The sequence below is a fragment of the Erwinia aeris genome (genome assembly GCF_041224955.1).
In the GTDB taxonomy this organism is placed as follows: Bacteria; Pseudomonadota; Gammaproteobacteria; order Enterobacterales; family Enterobacteriaceae; genus Erwinia; species Erwinia aeris.
Window position 1 is genome coordinate 38493 of record NZ_JBGFFX010000015.1, and the last position, 15650, is coordinate 54142.

Below are 15650 nucleotides of genomic sequence, written 5' to 3' on the forward strand. Positions count from 1 at the left end.
TTCTGAATGCCATCTTAAAACTTTTTTGTAGTGATCGCTACAATAAGTTAGTGACAGCCTGTTCAAGGTTGAATATAGTGACCACTACATAAAAACGCAAGGTGCAATTATGAATCAGTCATTTAAGAGAAAGGTCGCCGTTATCACTGGTGGCGGAAGCGGTATTGGTCTGGCTATAGCGAAAAATCTGAGCGACGAAGGCGCAGATGTCATTATCACTGGCCGGAATGCACAAACCCTTCAGGAGGCGGTAAAGGCCCTGGAAAAAAATGTAAAAGGTATTGTGGCTGACGTCAGCAGCAAGGTTAGTCTTGATGCGCTTTATGAACAGGTTAAAACGGAATTCGGCCACATTGATATTCTTGTCGCTAATGCCGGCGGTGGGGTCCATGCTCCGCTTGGTGAAATCACTGAAAAACAGATCCACGATCAGTTTGCCACAAATGTTAAAGGTGTTGTGTTGACTGTTCAGCAGGCCATGCCCCTGCTTGGAAAGGGTTCAAGCGTGATTATCATTGGTTCGACGGCGTCAGCAGACCCGGGACCCACCATGAGTATTTATGGTGCGACCAAAGCCGCAGTCAGAAACATGGTGAGAAGCTGGATTACAGAGCTGCACGGGTCGGGTATACGCATAAACATTGTCAGTCCGGGTCCTGTGAATACAGCGTCTCTCAGAGCCGCATTTGGCGATAATGCCGAAGAGGGGATCGCCTTCCTCACCGCTAAAAGTCCGTTGGGACGTATCGGAGAGCCGGAAGAAATAGCTTCTGTTGTTTCATTCCTGGCCAGTGATGCCTCAAGTTATGTGAATGGTATAGAGCTATTCGCAGACGGGGGCGCCTCTCAGACCTGACAGATGACAGGTACGTTCATTTAATACAGAATTACTCTCGCTCACCCGTTTGTGTTTGCCCAGAACGCATATGTCCGCTTATGGCACAAAGCGGACATACGCAGAAAAGCAACTCATGAACGAGCATCAGCGTCTTCCATTATCGCTTTCGCTCTTAAAATGGTCTGCCGTGTGGTGTCAAATTCGCGGGCGATCGCGCTGATACTCTTCCCTTCACTAAGACGCAAGAACACCGCTTTCTTTTGTTCGTCATCCAGAGCTGGCGGGCGGCCGAAACGCTTTCCGGATGCCTTAGCCCGCGCAATACCAGCATGTGTACGTTCAAGTAGCAGATCGCGCTCAAATTCAGCAACCGCCGAGATTACCTGCATTGTCATCTTTCCGGCCGGACTGGTGAGGTCTACCCCTCCCAGCGCCAGGCAGTGTACCCGTATTTCTGACGCAGAAAGTAGCTCAACGGTTTTTCTGATATCCATGGCGTTTCGCCCGAGGCGATCCAGCTTCGTTACGATTAAAACGTCCCCGTTTTCCATTCGATCAAGGAGACGCATAAATCCAGGGCGTTCAGCAGCCGCGACTGAACCACTTATGTACTCTTCAATCAGTCGCTGGGGTCTGATGGCAAAGCCGGCCGCTTCGATTTCACGACGCTGGTTTTCAGTGTTCTGTTCGAGGGTCGATACCCTGCAGTAGGCAAAAACTCGTGACATGTAGTTATTTTATGTACGAAATAGGTGTACTTATTATAACGCATGTCCGAAATTAAAAACGCTAACTTTCGGACAGGCTATATTCTACATGTACGAAACCGGTCGGTTTAGTACATGACATTAGGGCATACATAAATGTCATAGGGGCATTTTGCTTTCAACTTATGAACTTTGAAGAAGTCAAGAAGAAAAATTCTGCTGGCACAGATTCTGATTCGGGGAAACCGTCTCCTGACGTTGTTTTACCGAATGGCCGGGCGGGGCGGGAGCAGAACATCTCCACGGAAAGAAGGTGTAACGCGCCGCCCGGCGCTACATCTAGTATGCCTGGCAGCTGACGTAGCCACAACATATAGCGTTATCCACAGAAACGGTGGATAAGTGCGTCAATTCGGTCTTATGCGGGTTTTACCGAATGGCGGGAAAAGGATGATCAGACTGTGTAAATTATTACTTTCAGCTTACGTGAAGCCCAGTGAAGCCCAGTGAACCGGGATGATTGACGTGTTCGTCAAATGTGAGTAATATTACTTTTGAGCGAGAAGCCGACTGCATCAGGGTGCAATAGTCGGTGGAAGGACCCCATAGAATCCCTGAATTCTGTGCTAGGGTGAGACCTCACACCTCCCGCCTGAAGGTGTAAAATAAACAGGCCCAGATTCCACAGGCCGCCATTGAAAAATGGCGGCTTTTTTAATGCCTTTTATAACGCAAATCGCCCTGGCGGTGTTTATTAAGGCTTCTCGCGTCAGTGTGCATGAAATTCCAGAGAATTTTTCCTTCCCACGGTGCCACGACAACCAGCATCTGCTGTTTTTGTCGGTATGCACCTATAAAAAGAAAGCGCACCTGATTATCGTCATACAGGGTTTCCCATACTTCATAAGGATTCGCCAGCGTATCCAACGCAAGCAATACGTAGCGTTCTCGTGCATCAAGCCGCTTTTCAACGATATGTTCCAGCTTGTCTCTGAGAATATTGAGCGTACCGATGATAGTCTGTTTAGGAACGATCAACATTTCCGGTTCAGTGAAGCCCATATGTAATTCCAGCAAAGCTATTGCGGCTTCAAGACTATCTCCGGCTTCAATCTCTGGTGTTGGATCTAACCTAAACTCGCTTTCCAGCTCCCGCAGATCGGGAAGCCCTAATTCCTTAAAAGTAACTAAACCTTTGATTGCACGCGCCACGCTGCACTTATCCTTTACCGGCTTATACGATGCGGGCTATTTTACCACGTTCTGCTACGTTCGGTTTTATGGGCGTTTTACCGAACGGCGGCAGAAGGGCGTAAAAAAACCGCCTCGCGGCGGTTACCGGTTGTTGCTTCAATTGGCTGCTTTTAGCTCTTTCAGGAGTTCGTACTGCCAGTTACTCGTTGAGATAGTAATCAGCCCAGAGAGATCACCAGGTATTTCAACACCTTCACTTTTAAGGGCTGCCACGCGTTCTCTGCCGAGCTTACAGATTAAATATCCATGCTCAAAAACAACGTTCTGACGCGCACGGAATTTCAAATCAACCTCTTTAGAAGATTTACCTTGATCACATGCTGTATATAAAATTACGGCGAACGAAACATCTGCAATATTCTCTTCAAGCTTTTCAATGATGGTTGAACCCTTATTTGCCTGAAGGTGAAGTATTATTGGATTATAGCCTTCCTGACTCAGAAAAACATATACTTCGTTTTTTAACAGCTCATCATGACCATGAACTATAAAAACCTTCTTTTTACTTTCCACGCCTGGGCTTCCGGAATTAGAAATACCCATCTTTACCTCTTTCTGACGAACATTGTCACTTGTCAGTTGCTTAGATGTAAGAGAGAAACCACCTTGGTATTCATGAGATGATTTATGATAATTTTCAGTACCTTGCGATAAAGATAATGTTTCTGAGTCGAACTTAGCAGCTTTATAAGCATCAGCCATTGCGTTAGATGTTACGGGATGTTTATAGGTTTGCAGAATGGATTCCATTACTGATTGGAGATAAATTCTTCTCCTGCCCCAACTACCCGCCCCCCCCTTAGCATGTAAGTCAACATGAGATTTTAAAACAGGAATATTTGTAGCGGCTGAAATCCAATTAGGGAGGGTTAAATCGTTATCAAGACTCAAGACTTGTTGCCGGGCAAATTGATAGGTTAGAACGTGCTTTTGATAATCTGAAGAATCTTCAGTCACAATTGCAATACAAAGACTAAAATAATGACTTAATATTTCCGCAACTTGTTCTTTTGATTTATGCATGGACACGTTTTACTCTGTGTGTTGGCCTTAGGTAGATGATGTTAATCATATCATTTTGTGGAATTTTTCAAATTACTAAAAGCAGGTGTGGGATGAACATCTCGCTTCGCAGACTGAAGTCACCGCCGAGCCGGTGGCCGAGCTGCCCGTTGAAGTGGCTGAGGAAGTTGAGGCCGTATCGGCTGCGCTGGCCGAACGTATCAGCCAGTTAGCCGCCGAGCTGAATGACAAGGCCGTCAGAGCCGCCGAGCGCCGGGTTGCCGAGGTGACCCGCGCGGCGGGTGAGCAGACGGCACAGGCCGAGCGCGAGCTGGCCGACGCCGCGCAGACCGGGACGATCTGGAAGAAAAGCTGGACGGCGTTGGCGCCGAACTGCGGAAAGCCCTGGAGCTGCTTGATGCTAGCCGTGAACGCGAACAGGAGAACCTGATCAGCCTGACTGAAGTGCGTGAACGTCTGATCGCATCGGAAAAGCAGTATCAGGAAGCAGAAAAAGCCGCGAAACAGGCCGGTGAACAACACCGCCAGCAGGTCGAAGATTTACAGAGCCGTCTGGCGAACGCTGAAAAGGCGCTGGCCGAGTCCGGCACTCAGCACGCCGCCGAGCTTCGTGACTTAAAAGCACAGCACGCCGCTGAGGTTAAAGAGCTTAAAAGCGGCCACAGCCGCACCGAATCTGACTTACAGAAGCGCCTCAATGCGGCCGAGAGCCGACTGGCCGAAGCCGGTACGCGCCATGCGGCTGAATTGCAGGAGATCAGGACGCAGCACGCCGGGGAAATGAAAAACCGCGAGGCTGCACTGGAGCTGACGCAGAAAGAGGCCAGCGAGGCGCGGGAAGCAAGAGCGGCCATGACGGGGGAGCTTACGGCGCTGAAAGCCCATAACGAGCAACTGGCAGCGTTACTGGCCGGGAAAGATAAACCGGCAGCGGTAAAAGCGAAAAAGTAGCAGGGTCTGGGGTCGGTAGTATGGGCGTTTTACAGAACGGCGGTAGAAGGGCGTAAAAAAGCCGCCCGGCGGCTTAACGGCAGGTGCGTTGGCTCCTAAAAGGAAGGTATTTATATGAAGACCGAGCCGGCATTATAATCAATCATCAATATGGCCTCTTTGACGCCCTTAAGGGCTGAATGAACTTGAATAAAGGCAGGGTTAACCACTCCGCCTTTTTCGTTGTTACGCTGTGGGACAACATTCAGCTCTTAGTTAAAGTTTGCACTATTAAGGCTAAATACATTCATCAGTATGATGTAACTAATAACATAAGATACACTGCTATAATATAGCAGTGTTAAACTTATGGTTTAAAATTTGGCTGATGAAACATATTTAAGGCATTGCGCCTAGTTTCTTCGGATTCTGCATCGAATTGTGGCTTGTGAGGCGGAGCAGAATCCTTAGTGACCCCTTCATTTTTTAGATTTGTTACATGAACAAGAATAGACTCTAGCAATGTCTGCATCAATTCATTCCGTTCTAAAGAGCTAGCTCCCAAGGCATCCGGTTTGACACTGCTAATAACCTGCATGATCTCGGCCATAGTGGTGTTTTCGTCAAGCAAAGCCGTTAATAGGTGGGGTATACGCTCATCTTGCCTAAATAATGCAAACCCTGCGATTGTAGCCGCTCTTAATAAGCGGCTCTTTTCTGACTTTTCAAGGGAACTAAGCTTATCACAGAGCAATTTATCCCCTTTGAAGTCTTCGGGATGTACATAGTAAGTAAGCTTCCGTCTGGTATCCATTGAAATTACCCGATTTGATAGATGCCATTTACTAAGGCAAATTGGGGTTCTTCAGCAATAAAGAATCTATCTTTCTGCACTGTTGTATGATTCTGAATAGCATCCGCAACTATCGCTGCTCCTCCTCCGATCACCATGACATGGGTATAACCGTGAAAATCGTCAATTGCTTGCAGAACTCTTTTAGTTAGGCTTGCTTCTGATTCTTTAAGAGCATTTTCCACCGTGGAAATATGTGACTCATCATTTATTCTATTTTTCAGATACTTACCATCGTTTCTGTGAATGATCACATCATCCGCTAGGTAGCTGCTGCCTTGAGTTTTAGCGATTGAAAGAGCATCTTTGACTGCATCCGTCATAATGCTGACCCCAACCTTAGGATCACCATGAATTTTTGATATACCGCTCATTTTCCCACGAACTTGTGAGATATCAAGCGTAGTTCCGCCTAAATCGACAATAAGAAGGGATTGCGTCGGATCGAGTTTTTTAACAACTTCAAAACCGGCCGGAATTGATTCAGGAAGAACTGTAACGTTTTTAATAGTAAATGTTTCTGCCCCTTTTAAAGAAACAGGGCGCATAACGTTACTAATTTTTTTCTTTATATTCTCTTCAATAATTTGATTATCTTTATCGTAATACTCGGCTAAAGGCAGTGTAACCACTAATTCTACTTCTTGTGGTTGAACCCCAGTCATTAAGAGTGCATGGTGTATAGCGATAACGTTTATATCGCCATATTGATAGGCAACATTTGTAGTGGTTAGCGCATCAGGGCTGATTGGATCAAAGGTATAGTTTTCACCATTTAGTGAGTAGTTATAAATTTGCTGATTTCCGAACTGAACTGACCAGCCGCGTTTAAAACTATTCGGGCTTATTACATTTTTTCTCTTACCATCAACTTCATAAGCAACTTTGACGTTTGTGGAGCCATCATCAACAAAAATTTTCATACCTTCTCCGTTTACATAGCTTCAAGAGCAATTTGAGAAATCATGTTAAAACTCTCACTTTCAGTCTCAAAATGAGAGCAAAAATAAAAAACCACCTTTGAAGTGTACTTTAGTTGACTCCAACGGTCAACTAAAGACTACTTTTAAATGGATTTCAGGCTCAAGTTGAGAATAAACCCCCTTTCATGTAGAGGATAGTTACAAGCCATGCCAATTAGTTCTCAAATCGAGCCTGAAAGGAGTATGAGAAACGAGCGCATCCTGAGGTTGTTTTTTTCAGGAGAAGACATAACACCTGGTAACGTTAAGTAATTAGTGAGAACTTATTATCAAAATTACCCTAGTGAACGCAGAGCTAGCGGACATCCAGATTTTACTTCGCTTTGGGTAATTCATCGAGACAGGTTGTATAACGGGGGGAGAGCATTTCGCGCTTCATCTGCCAAGGATTATTTACCCCTTGGCCTGCAAACCAAACCTTACCTAACCCTGATTGATTAATGGTATCTAAGGTTTTCATTAATGTGTCGGCGTTCGCGCGCGGCAGCTGTTCGCTGAACATATCTAACTGGGCCACATTGGATTGGTAAAAATCACTGAGCATGATTCCAGCTTTTGCAAATCTATAACCTTCACACCAGATAGTATCAAGCCCCCTCATAGCAAGGGAAACGATATCGCGTGTATCACTGGTTGGATAATGACAGGTAAATGACGCTGAGTTGGCATATTGAGGCTCGTTACTGTACCGGCCTGTAGCTATGAAAACGCCTATGTGTTTGCATTTTGAATTCTGTTCTCTAAGCTTTTCAGCTGCCCTTGTTGCATACATCACAACTGCATGCTGCATGTCCTCAAGCGCGACAATACGCTGGCCAAATGACTTGGAGCATACAATTTGTTGCTTGGGGGGAGGAGCATCTTCCAGAGCTATACAGGGCTCTCCGTTTAGCTCACGTACGGTCCTTTCTAAGATCACGCCAAAGTGCTTTCGTATCATTGCAACGTTTGCATCAGCGAGGTGAAGAGCTTTAGTTATTCCGATTTCTGAGAGTTTTTTTTCAAGCCGGCTTCCAATCCCCCACACCTCGCTGACAGGGAGTAAAGCCATCAACTTGCGCTGGCGCTCGAGATTGGACAAATCGACAATACCACCTGTTTTACTCCACTTTTTAGCCGCATGATTTGCCAACTTAGCCAAGGTTTTAGAAGGGCCGAATCCAACACCAATCGTTAAGTGTGTATCCCTTTTGACACGCTCTCTCATTTGAACACCAAAATCGTGCAATGACATATAGCTGGCAATACCAGATACATCGAGAAAGCTTTCATCAATAGAATAGATCTCTTGCCCTGGCGCCATCTCACCAAGAATAGCCATCATACGTTGGCTCATGTCACCATTTATGTGGAATGCAATTTAAACAAAAAAAATGAGCAACTATTCCTCATGGACTGAAATCCAGAGCCCCACTTATTCAGCCTTAAATTGCTGCAGTTTACCTCCGCTCAGAGCATAAAGAAGTGAACTGGTAAGACATAGCCGGAAAATCGATTTCCCTGAGAGGGGGTTATCTGCCACGCTTCTTCTGAAGCCCTTAAGCGGGCAATGAGTCTTATCCCTTACCACCCCCTATGCAGGAAAAATGATGATAAAAAAATACAGGATCCCGGGACTGACCGCGGTGGCGCTTCTTCTCATCAGCACCCTCGCCGGTGCCGCAGAGGCGCGCTGGACGTTTGACGGCGATATCCACAACAATTCTCTTGCTGTCAGTCCCGATGAAAAAACGGCGGTGGCCTCCTACAGTGAGCGCCCTGACGTGGTGGTTTACGACCTGGTTAACGGCAAAGTCAGAAAGGTGCTGAAGGGATACGTCACGCCCCGCAATGCGCTTTTCTCCCCCGACGGGAAGGCTGTATATCTTTCAGACAGCAGCCTCGGCGTGGTCAGAAAAATCAGCACCGGGACGCTTGACGTGGAGACCACGCTGCCGCTGGGGGCCGGGGCATTCGGTACAGCCATCAGCCGTGACGGTCAGCGTCTGTATGTGAATAACGAAGCCGCCAGCACACTCTCGGTGTATGACCTGACCCACAACCGGCCCGTTTCGGTTGTGACGGGTTTTGCTCAGCCCCGTCAGGGCATCAAAATCAGCCCGGACGGCAAAACCGTCTACGTCACCAACTTTAAGGGCGATAAAATCACCCTCGTTGACGCCGTAACGGGTGAGATTCGCGGCGAGATAACCGGCTTCAGCAAGCTGCGCGCCATTTCTGTCAGCGCCGACGGCCGCACGCTTTACGCGGCTAACAGCGGGAGCAACACCATCGCAGTGGTTGACACGCAGAAGCGCGCCATTACGGCAACCATTCCCGTGGGGCAGGACCCTTACGGTGCCGCCCTGACACCGGATAACCGCTATGTTTACAGCGGCAACCTGGGTGACAACAGCCTCTCCGTTATTGATACCGCCGCCGGTAAGGTGGTCGCCACTGTTACCGGACTGGATGCGCCCCGTCAGGCCATCGTTTTCAGTAAAGACAGTGCCCGCGCGTGGGTGCTGAATAAAGACCTCAGTATTTCGGTGGTTGACCTGAAACAGAACCGCGTCACGGCCACGATTAAAAGCCCGCCGAAGGCCTGATTCAGTCCCTCCCTCACTCCGGTGCAGTAACAGTCTTTCGCAGGGTGAGGGAGGATAAACCACTTTTACAGATTTATTTTAGCTGAATAACCTGTTTTAAAGATTTACGTCTGCATGCCTATACTGTTTCTGTTTACACAGGAGATCCCGGCATGAACGATAAAATATTTACCCTGCATAACGGAGCACGCCCGCTGAGCGCGCTGAGCAGCCCGAAAGAGGCCATACGTCAGTTCACGCCAAACTGGTTCGCCGCCACCATGGGAACCGGTATCCTGTCGCTGTCTCTGGCGCAGTTCCCCTGGCCGGTTCCGGGATTGCGCCTCGTCGCGGAAGGGCTGTGGATGTTTAACATCCTGCTGTTCAGCGTTTTTGCCGTGATGTATCTGGCCCGCTGGGTCATGTACTTCGGTGAGGCAAAGCGCATCTTCGGCCATTCAACCGTGTCCATGTTCTTCGGCACCATCCCGATGGGCATGGCGACCATCATCAACGGCCTGCTGGCGTTCGGTCTTCCCCGGTGGGGCGCAGACGTCATTCCGGTGGCGCACGCCCTGTGGTGGCTGGACGTGGCGATGTCGCTGCTGTGCGGCGTGTGTATTCCTTACATGATGTTTACCCGGCAGCAGCACAGCATTGACCAGATGACGGCCGTCTGGTTACTGCCGGTTGTGGCTGCCGAGGTCGCGGCGGTCAGCGGCGGCCTGCTGGCGCCGCACATTGCCGACACCCACGCGCAGCTCGGCATCATTATTACCAGCTACGTGCTGTGGGCTTACTCCGTACCGGTGGCGCTGAGCATCCTTGCCATCCTGCTGCTGCGTATGGCCCTGCACAAGCTGCCGCACGAAAGCATGGCAGCCTCAAGCTGGCTGGCCCTGGGGCCGATTGGCACCGGTTCGCTCGGTATGCTGGTCATCGGCGGCGATGCGCCCGGGGTGTTTGCCGCGGCGGGCATGCCGGAAATCGCTCACATCGCGCAGGGCGTGGGGTTCGTTGCCGGCATTCTCTTCTGGGGCTGCGGCCTGTGGTGGATGCTGCTGGCCACGCTGATAACCGTGCGATACTTTCGTGAAGGCATTCCGTTCAACCTGGGATGGTGGGGCTTTACCTTCCCGCTGGGCGTGTACACCGTCGCCACGCTGAAGCTGTCCACCCTCGTTGACCTGGCGTTCTTTAAAGGCTTCGGCGCGCTTCTTGTCGTCATGCTGGCCGCCATGTGGCTGCTTGTCGCTGTGAAGACGGTGCGCGGGGCATGGAGCGGGAAACTCTTTGTTTCCCCCTGCCTGGCAGGCCTGGACCGGAAGTCGTGAGTGAAACCTGCACGTCGCTGCTGGACCCCTTTCTGCGCGAGGAGCGCCTCGCGGCGATTACCGCGCCGCACGTAGCCGCGCTGAATCGCTGGGTCAGCGGGCAGCGTCAGGCCGGCGTGGAACTGCCGTGGTTTGATCCGGCCGACGGCGGGACCGGGGCCGGACTGCTTGTCCTGCTGCAGTCGCCGGCGCGCAGCAGCCCGTCACCCCGGTTCGTTTCGCGAGATAACCCGGGGCCGGCCCAGCAGAATCTGGGGCGGTTTCTGGCGGAGGCCGGTATTGCGCGCCGGGACAGCGTGCTGTGGAATACGGTGCCCTGGGTCAGTGACGGGCCGCAGAAACGGCCCTCAGCGGCGGACATCCGCAGCGGCTGCGCCTGGCTTGAGGGCGTGCTGGCGTATCTGCCCGCGCTGCGCGTGGTGGTGCTGGCCGGTGCCGTAGCGGCGCAGGCCCGCGGGACGGTCAGCTGCCTTCGCCCCGGCGTCACGGTGCTGACTATGCCTCACCCCAGCCCGCTGTCGCTTTGCACAAGCCCGGCAGTGCCGGAAAACATCCGCCAGGTGCTCCGCGAGGCACGCACTGCGCTGGCGGGCTGAGAGCGCCGCCGGAATAATACTGACAGGTTTTGCAACCGGCTCTATACTCACAGTACAGGGTGATGGCGTTCCACCCTTCCCAACCGCTCCGTTCAGGAGCTGATGACGCCTGATGTGACTCTTGATTTTCAGGAGGTGCGTCAGGCCGTCCTTACTTTCCTCCCGGCCTGCGTACTTCCCTCTATGGGGAGAGACCTGTGATACACGTTTTTGGCCACATTAATCCTGACAGCGACGCCATCTGCACGACCGTCGTCACCGCACACTGGCTGACCGGGCGCGGAATGGATGCCCGCGCATGGCGTCTCGGCGAGGCTAACCGGGAAACCCGCTTTATCTTTGACGCCGCCGGCCTCACGCTGCCGCCGCTGCTCGCTTTTCCGCTAAAGGATGAACGGGTCTGGCTGGTCGATTTCACCGAACCGGCACAGGGGCCTGACGACCTGCTCCGGAGCAACGTCGTGGGCATCACTGACCACCACCGGCTGGGCGGGCTGATAACGCAACTGCCGCCGGAGGTACATATTCGCCCGGTTGGCAGCAGCGCCACGCTGCTCTGGCTGCTGATGGACGCAGAAGCGCGCCGCATGCTGCCCCCGACGCTCGCCGTGCTTCTGCTGGGCGCACTCCTGAGTGATACCGTGAATCTTCGCTCGCCGACCACCACCGAAGACGATATCCGTTCGGCGACCGAACTGGGCGCACTGTCTGGCGTAAACCGCAGAGCCTTCGCCCGTGACCTCCTCACCGCAAAAACAGACGTCAGCGGCCTCAGCGCACAGCAGCTGCTGGACAGGGACCTCAAGGCCTTCGTCATTGCCGGCACCGACGTGCGCATAGCCCAGATTGAGGTCAGCTCACCGTCACAGGTTGCCCCCGTGATGAACGACCTGCTCGCAGCACTGGCGTATCTGGCAGACCAGTCGGGAGCTGGCCTGGCGGTGCTGATGCTGACCGACATTCGTACCGGGTTCTCAACGCTTTACTTCGCCGGGCGGGAGAGCGTTAACGTCGCCTCCTGCTCCGTACCGGGCATGCTCAGCCGCAAAAAGCAGCTTCTGCCGTGGCTTGAGTCCCGCCTTAACCAGAACGGAGGTTCATTATGACCTGCTACACCCACGCACTGATACTTGTGAACGATAAAAACGACGGCACTCTTCTGCTGAAACGGGCGGTCGCGCTGGCGCAGCCGCTCGGCATGAAAATCACCCTGGCGCACATCAGCGACGACTACCGGGAGATGAACTACGTGTCTGACAGCCTGATGGACGACGTCGTGTCGGAGGAGGTGCTGAAAGGCAAAGCGTTTATGAGTGAGCTGGCGGCCTCCGTGCCTGAGACGGTAGACACGCGGGAGCTGGTGACCATGCGCCGCGTTGAGGACGTGGAGAAGTGCATCGCGGAGCTGGGCGTGGACCTCGTGCTTGCCGGGCACCGAAACCGCTTTATGGGAATGCTCACCTCCCGCTCGGCGGACTACATCAACCACCTTACGGTGGATGTGCTTATCACTCACCTGACTGACTGAACCGGGAGAAACACCATGCGCTTTACACTGGATAACGTAACCGCCCGTGAAATTCTTGACTCGCGCGGCAACCCCACCGTTGAAGTTGAAGCCCGGACTACGGACGGGATGATGGCGCGCGCCTCGGTGCCTTCCGGGGCCAGTACCGGCTCGCGCGAGGCCGCAGAGCGCCGCGACGGTGACGCACACCGTTTTGGCGGTAAAGGCGTGCTGGATGCCGTCAGGGCGGTTAATACGGAAATCTGCCAGGCCGTGCGCGGCAGCGACGTGCGCGAACAGCGTCAGCTGGACAACATCATGCTGGCGCTGGACGGCACGGAGAACAAGAGTCGCCTGGGTGCCAATGCCATTCTGGGCGTGTCGCTGGCGGTGGCCCGGCTGGCGGCACAGGCCTCCCACGAGCCGCTGTGGCGCTACCTGGGTGGCCTGCAGGCGAACCTGCTGCCCGTGCCGTGCATGAACATTATCAACGGCGGCGTGCACGCCCGCGGTCAGGGCGCGGACTTTCAGGAGTTCATGATAGCCCCGCACGGCGCACCCACGCTGCGCGAGGCCGTACGTCAGGGCAGCGAGGTCTACCAGGCGCTGCGCCAGATCCTGCTGGACAACAACCTGTCGGCGGCAGTGGGCGACGAAGGCGGTTTTGCGCCCGCCGTGTCGTCAAACCGCGACCCGCTGGCGTTTATCGTACAGGCCATTGAGAAAGCCGGATACCGGCCCGGAGAAGACATCAGCATCTGCATGGACCCTGCCTCAAGTGAGTTTTTCGCAGACGGCAAATATCATCTGCGCACCGAGGGCAGCGCGCTGAGCGCGGCGGAAATGACGGCATACTACGGCGAGCTGATGGACCAGTTTCCCGTCATCCTGCTGGAAGACGGCCTGGCCGAGGACGACTGGGCGGGCTGGAAGCATTTGCACCGGCAGCTTGCGGGCAGGGCCGAACTGGTTGGTGACGACCTGTTTGTCACCAACGTGAAGTATATCCAGCGCGGCATTGACGAAAACCTCGCCAGCGCCGCACTGATTAAACTCAATCAGATAGGCTCGCTCAGCGAAACGCTGGACGCCGTGGCGCTCTGCCAGCGGCACGGCTGGGGCGCGTTCATGTCCCACCGCAGCGGGGAAACCACGGACACGTTCCTTGCCGACCTGACGGTGGCCCTGCGCGCGGGACACCTGAAAACCGGCGCGCCGTGCCGCGGCGAACGCGTGGAAAAGTACAACCAGCTGATGCGCATTGAGCAGGCGCTGGGTGACGATGCGCACTACGCGGGGCTTCATGCGTTTGTGCGCCGCACGTAGCACATCCGCCGGACGGTCCCCGTCCGGCACAGAAGGAATGCCTGTGGCCTCTGCAACGCTGATCCTTTTGCGTCACGGCGAAAGCCAGTGGAACCGGGAAAACCGTTTTACCGGATGGACAGACGTGCCGCTGACGGTCAGGGGGCGGCAGGAGGCCGACCGGGCCGGTGACGCGTTGCGGGCAGCGGGCCTGATGCCCGACCGGGTCTTCACCTCGGTGATGACACGCTGCGTTCACACGGTCTGGCGGGTGCTGGACCGTCTTGACCGCAGCTGGACGCCCGTGGAAAAGAGCTGGCGACTGAATGAGCGCCACTACGGGGCGCTGCAGGGGCTGAACAAGGACGACGCTGCCCGGATAATGGGGGAAGAGACTGTCCGGCTCTGGCGCAAAAGCTTCAGCGGCATTCCGCCCGCGGACGCGGAGGCTCCGGCGCAGCTGCGTCGGGATCTGCGCTACCGCCGCGTTGCGCTGGCCGACCTGCCTGCAACGGAAAGCCTGGAAATGACGCTGCGCCGCGTCATGCCGTACTGGCAGCATGCTGTGGTACCGCAGTTACGCTGCGGAAGTTCCGTTCTGGTTGTGGCGCACGGCAACACGCTGCGCGCCCTGACCGCCTTCCTGGACGGCATGCCTTACGACAGCGTGGCACAGCTGCACATCCCGACCGGCGTGCCGGTCGTATATCAGATGGATGCGGCCGCCCAGGTCGTGTCCCGTGATGTTCTGAATATTAAAAAAAAGGAGTGAACGTGAATCAGCTTTTTGCCGTCATCACCGGCGGTGCTTTAGGGTGTGTTATCCGCTGGCAGCTGGGCGCGCGCCTGAATGCGCTTTTTCCGGACCTGCCGCCGGGGACGCTGCTGGTCAACCTGCTGGGTGGATTTATCATCGGGGCGGCCCTGGCGTATTTTCTGCGCCATCCCGGCCTCGATCCGGCCTGGCGGCTGCTCATTACCACCGGGCTGTGTGGAGGAATGACGACCTTCTCCACATTTTCAGCTGAGGTTTTTGCCCTGCTGCAGTCAGGCAGCTATGCCTGGGCAGCCGCCTCGGTGCTGATACACGTGCTGGGTTCGCTGGCCATGACGGCGGCCGGATTTTATATCATGACGCTGTGTGGTTAACCCGGACCGTACGGCCTTTAATCCAGGCGAGACCTCAGTGCAGCGACCGCTGCACTGAGGTCAGACAGTTCAGTATATTGTTCAGAAGCGCTCTCTGCGGGCCTGACCCGACAGGGTTTACGCCTGTAATGCTTCTCGTAAATCCGGGGCACTGTCGTGACAGAGTTTCAGGTCTGTCTGTTCTGGTAAAGGTCCCAGCGATTGCCATAGATGTCCTCAAACACGACAACCATTCCGTATTCTTCCTCCCGCGGCTCCTGACAGAAGTGGACGCCTTTTGCCTTCATAGCATTGTAGTCGCGCCAGAAGTTGTCGGTCTGCAGGAACAGAAAAACCCGTCCGCCGCACTGATTGCCGATAAAGCCTTCCTGCCGATCGTTCGACGCGCGGGCAAGAAGAATAGCACAGTCGCTGTCAGGGTCCGGCGTCACCACGACCCAGCGCTTACCCGGCTGCGGCGTGTCCTCAATCAGGGTAAAGCCCAGCTTATCGGTGTAATACTCAATTGCACGATCGTAGTCATCGACCACAACAGCCACATACCCCATACATCGCTTCTGTTTTCTCATCTGCTGCTCCATCAGTTACGGCATCACGCCCGCTA

Annotated in this window: 17 protein-coding genes, 1 pseudogene and 1 riboswitch; of the genes and pseudogenes, 11 read left to right on the forward strand and 7 right to left on the reverse strand. The window is 53.6% G+C overall.

The genetic code is table 11. The features are described from left to right. Window positions 1–109: 109 nt before the first annotated feature. Complete coding sequence (locus AB6T85_RS20160) at window positions 110–856, forward strand: SDR family NAD(P)-dependent oxidoreductase (protein ID WP_369896473.1); 747 nt, start codon at window positions 110–112, stop codon at window positions 854–856. Window positions 857–969: 113 nt separating this feature from the next. Here AB6T85_RS20160 and AB6T85_RS20165 read toward each other — a convergent pair whose 3' ends face one another. The 3 genes from AB6T85_RS20165 to AB6T85_RS20175 form a co-directional block, all read right to left on the reverse strand. Further along, window positions 970–1566, reverse strand: a complete 597-nt coding sequence (locus AB6T85_RS20165; protein ID WP_369896474.1) for a recombinase family protein — start codon at window positions 1564–1566, stop codon at window positions 970–972. A 693-nt stretch (window positions 1567–2259) separates the two neighbouring features. Next, window positions 2260–2757, reverse strand: a complete 498-nt coding sequence (locus AB6T85_RS20170; RefSeq protein ID WP_369896475.1) for a PBECR2 nuclease fold domain-containing protein — start codon at window positions 2755–2757, stop codon at window positions 2260–2262. A 138-nt stretch (window positions 2758–2895) separates the two neighbouring features. Beyond that, entirely contained in the window at window positions 2896–3822 is a 927-nt protein-coding gene (locus AB6T85_RS20175; protein ID WP_369896554.1) for a TIR domain-containing protein, read from the reverse strand. Window positions 3823–3901: 79 nt separating this feature from the next. Between AB6T85_RS20175 and AB6T85_RS20180 the strand changes: the two are divergent. Further along, window positions 3902–4183 (forward strand): annotated as a pseudogene (locus AB6T85_RS20180) (DNA-binding protein); the annotation flags it as partial. An 83-nt stretch (window positions 4184–4266) separates the two neighbouring features. Beyond that, a complete protein-coding gene (locus tag AB6T85_RS20185) occupies window positions 4267–4773 on the forward strand; it encodes a hypothetical protein (RefSeq protein ID WP_369896563.1) in 507 nt (168 codons plus the stop codon). A 346-nt stretch (window positions 4774–5119) separates the two neighbouring features. Here AB6T85_RS20185 and AB6T85_RS20190 read toward each other — a convergent pair whose 3' ends face one another. The 3 genes from AB6T85_RS20190 to umuC form a co-directional block, all read right to left on the reverse strand. Then, window positions 5120–5566: a plasmid partitioning/stability family protein gene (locus AB6T85_RS20190; RefSeq protein ID WP_369896476.1), complete on the reverse strand. Its 447-nt coding sequence runs from the start codon at window positions 5564–5566 to the stop codon at window positions 5120–5122. A 5-nt stretch (window positions 5567–5571) separates the two neighbouring features. Continuing rightward, window positions 5572–6528: a plasmid segregation protein ParM domain-containing protein gene (gene parM / locus AB6T85_RS20195; protein ID WP_369896477.1), complete on the reverse strand. Its 957-nt coding sequence runs from the start codon at window positions 6526–6528 to the stop codon at window positions 5572–5574. A 373-nt stretch (window positions 6529–6901) separates the two neighbouring features. Then, window positions 6902–7924, reverse strand: a complete 1023-nt coding sequence (gene umuC, locus AB6T85_RS20200) for a translesion error-prone DNA polymerase V subunit UmuC (RefSeq protein ID WP_369896478.1) — start codon at window positions 7922–7924, stop codon at window positions 6902–6904. Window positions 7925–8177: 253 nt separating this feature from the next. On the opposite strand from umuC, the gene AB6T85_RS20205 reads away from it, so the two are divergent. The 8 genes from AB6T85_RS20205 to crcB all read left to right on the forward strand — a co-directional run bounded on the left by AB6T85_RS20205 (window position 8178) and on the right by crcB (window position 15046). Beyond that, window positions 8178–9176: a YncE family protein gene (locus AB6T85_RS20205; protein ID WP_085016771.1), complete on the forward strand. Its 999-nt coding sequence runs from the start codon at window positions 8178–8180 to the stop codon at window positions 9174–9176. A 152-nt stretch (window positions 9177–9328) separates the two neighbouring features. After that, complete coding sequence (locus AB6T85_RS20210; RefSeq protein WP_085016770.1) at window positions 9329–10489, forward strand: TDT family transporter; 1161 nt, start codon at window positions 9329–9331, stop codon at window positions 10487–10489. Beyond that, window positions 10486–11085, forward strand: a complete 600-nt coding sequence (locus tag AB6T85_RS20215) for a uracil-DNA glycosylase family protein (RefSeq protein ID WP_085016769.1) — start codon at window positions 10486–10488, stop codon at window positions 11083–11085. Before AB6T85_RS20210 ends, AB6T85_RS20215 begins: the two co-directional genes overlap by 4 nt. Window positions 11086–11134: 49 nt before the next feature. After that, a riboswitch (Fluoride riboswitch) is annotated at window positions 11135–11204 on the forward strand. A 78-nt stretch (window positions 11205–11282) separates the two neighbouring features. After that, entirely contained in the window at window positions 11283–12191 is a 909-nt protein-coding gene (locus tag AB6T85_RS20220) for a DHHA2 domain-containing protein (protein ID WP_085016768.1), read from the forward strand. Further along, on the forward strand, window positions 12188–12613 hold the full coding sequence (locus tag AB6T85_RS20225) for a universal stress protein (protein ID WP_085016767.1): 426 nt from the start codon (window positions 12188–12190) through the stop codon (window positions 12611–12613). The genes AB6T85_RS20220 and AB6T85_RS20225 overlap by 4 nt, the downstream gene beginning before the upstream one ends. Before the next feature lie 15 nt (window positions 12614–12628). Then, window positions 12629–13918, forward strand: a complete 1290-nt coding sequence (gene eno, locus AB6T85_RS20230; protein WP_085016766.1) for a phosphopyruvate hydratase — start codon at window positions 12629–12631, stop codon at window positions 13916–13918. 43 nt (window positions 13919–13961) lie between these two features. After that, a complete protein-coding gene (locus AB6T85_RS20235) occupies window positions 13962–14669 on the forward strand; it encodes a 2,3-bisphosphoglycerate-dependent phosphoglycerate mutase (protein WP_085016765.1) in 708 nt (235 codons plus the stop codon). A gap of 2 nt (window positions 14670–14671) precedes the next feature. Next, on the forward strand, window positions 14672–15046 hold the full coding sequence (gene crcB, locus AB6T85_RS20240; protein ID WP_010260804.1) for a fluoride efflux transporter CrcB: 375 nt from the start codon (window positions 14672–14674) through the stop codon (window positions 15044–15046). A 167-nt stretch (window positions 15047–15213) separates the two neighbouring features. Here the strand turns inward: crcB and AB6T85_RS20245 are convergent, their stop codons facing one another. Next, a complete protein-coding gene (locus tag AB6T85_RS20245) occupies window positions 15214–15615 on the reverse strand; it encodes a VOC family protein (RefSeq protein ID WP_085016764.1) in 402 nt (133 codons plus the stop codon). Window positions 15616–15650 lie beyond the last annotated feature (35 nt).